Raw genomic sequence first — 2,500 nt, 5'->3', positions numbered from 1 at the left:
CATCCGTTGAAAAGGATCGGGATGAGCTGTGCCTAGGGGTGAAAGGCCAATCAAACTCGGAGATAGCTGGTTCTCTGCGAAATCTATTTAGGTAGAGCGTCATCCGAATACCCCGGGGGGTAGAGCACTGGATGGGTAATGGGGCCCCACAGGCTTACTGATCCTAACCAAACTCCGAATACCCGGGAGTACTAGATGGCAGACACACTGCGGATGCTAACGTCCGTAGTGGAGAGGGAAACAACCCTGACCTACAGCTAAGGCCCCCAATTCATGGCTAAGTGGGAAAGCAGGTGGGACGACCAAAACAACCAGGAGGTTGGCTTAGAAGCAGCCATCCTTTAAAGATAGCGTAACAGCTCACTGGTCTAAATAAGTTGTCCTGCGGCGAAGATGTAACGGGGCTCAAGCCATGAGCCGAAGCTTAGGATGCCGTAAGGCATGGTAGCAGAGCGTAGTGTGACATAGAACTCATCCGTATTTGCATCTGTGTTGTGTAACAGCAGCGGGATGTAATGACGGATCGAGTTCTTTCGATGAAGCCGGCCTGTGAGGGATCCGGTGGAGAGATCACTAGTGAGAATGATGACATGAGTAGCGACAAAGAGTGTGAGAGACACTCTCGCCGAAAGTCCAAGGGTTCCTGCTTAAAGCTAATCTGAGCAGGGTAAGCCGGCCCCTAAGCCGAGGCCGAAAGGCGTAGGCGATGGGAACTAGGTTAATATTCCTAGGCCAGGAGGATGTGACGGATCACAGGTGTAGTTCAATCTTATCGGATTGATTGGGCTGCTGAGTGGTTCCTGGAAATAGCCCTCCATCAGACCGTACCCTAAACCGACACAGGTGGACTGGTAGAGCATACCAAGGCGCTTGAGAGAACGATGTTGAAGGAACTCGGCAAAATACCTCCGTAAGTTCGCGAGAAGGAGGCCCGGTTCCTAGGCAACTAGGGGCTGGGGGCACAAACCAGGGGGTGGCGACTGTTTATTAAAAACACAGGGCTCTGCGAAGTCGCAAGACGACGTATAGGGTCTGACGCCTGCCCGGTGCCTGAAGGTTAAAAGGAGAGGTGAGAGCCTTGAATTGAAGCCCAGGTAAACGGCGGCCGTAACTATAACGGTCCTAAGGTAGCGAAATTCCTTGTCGGGTAAGTTCCGACCTGCACGAATGGCGTAACGACTTCCCCGCTGTCTCCAACATCGACTCAGCGAAATTGAATTGCCTGTCAAGATGCAGGCTTCCCGCGGTTAGACGGAAAGACCCCGTGCACCTTTACTACAGCTTCGCACTGGCATCAGGATTGTGATGTGCAGGATAGGTGGTAGGCTTTGAAGCAGGAACGCAAGTACCTGTGGAGCCTCCCTTGAGATACCACCCTTCGCACTCTTGATGTCTAACCGCGGTCCGTTATCCGGATCCGGGACCCTGCGTGGCGGGTAGTTTGACTGGGGCGGTCGCCTCCTAAAGCGTAACGGAGGCGCGCGAAGGTTGGCTCAGAGCGGTCGGAAATCGCTCGTTGAGTGCAATGGCAGAAGCCAGCCTGACTGCAAGACTGACAAGTCGAGCAGAGTCGAAAGACGGCCATAGTGATCCGGTGGTCCCGAGTGGAAGGGCCATCGCTCAACGGATAAAAGGTACGCCGGGGATAACAGGCTGATACTGCCCAAGAGTCCATATCGACGGCAGTGTTTGGCACCTCGATGTCGGCTCATCTCATCCTGGGGCTGGAGCAGGTCCCAAGGGTACGGCTGTTCGCCGTTTAAAGAGGTACGTGAGCTGGGTTTAGAACGTCGTGAGACAGTTCGGTCCCTATCTGCCGTGGGTGTAGGAGACTTGAGAGGAGTTGCCCCTAGTACGAGAGGACCGGGGTGAACGATCCACTGGTGGACCAGTTGTCGTGCCAACGGCAGTGCTGGGTAGCTATGATCGGACAGGATAACCGCTGAAGGCATCTAAGCGGGAAGCCCCCCTCAAAACAAGGTCTCCCTGAGGGCCGTGGAAGACCACCACGTCAATAGGCCGGAGATGTAAGCGCAGTAATGCGTTCAGTTGACCGGTACTAATCGCCCGATAGGCTTGATTTGATCCAGTAATGGAAAGACAAATCAAAGACATACACACCCTGAGTTGGACAACGTTGATCTGATTGACACAACCGTGCAGGACCGCGCATCCGCTTCGCGAATACGCTGCCTCCTGCCCGTCGCTTTTTTGCACCGCAAAAACAGCGACGTGGGGATTTTCCTCGGTTTGGTGGTCATAGCGCAAGTGAAACACCCGGTCCCATCCCGAACCCGGAAGTTAAGCACTGCCGCGCCAATGGTACTTGGGCTTAAGCCCCGGGAGAGTAGGTCACCGCCAAACCTAGCAAAATCCCCAAATCTCTCTAAAACGATGAAAACAAATCTGACTCTGACGCGGGATGGAGCAGCCCGGTAGCTCGTCAGGCTCATAACCTGAAGGTCGCAGGTTCAAATCCTGCTCCCGCAACCAATACTTC

The 2,500-nt window shown here is 54.2% G+C and carries 1 tRNA gene and 2 rRNA genes (1 of these 3 cut by a window edge); all 3 read left to right on the top strand.

The window, feature by feature from the left end:
* A 23S ribosomal RNA gene (locus ACR0M3_RS19870) occupies positions 1–2,084 on the top strand (it extends 761 nt beyond the left edge of the window).
* A gap of 165 nt (positions 2,085–2,249) precedes the next feature.
* A 5S ribosomal RNA gene (gene rrf / locus ACR0M3_RS19865) occupies positions 2,250–2,364 on the top strand.
* 52 nt (positions 2,365–2,416) lie between these two features.
* A tRNA-Met gene (locus tag ACR0M3_RS19860) sits at positions 2,417–2,493 on the top strand.
* The last annotated feature ends 7 nt before the right edge of the window (positions 2,494–2,500 follow it).

This window comes from Ruegeria sp. O5 (assembly GCF_056535105.1).
The sequence above is the reverse complement of the archived record's forward strand: the minus strand, read 5'-3'. Positions and strand labels throughout refer to the sequence as shown.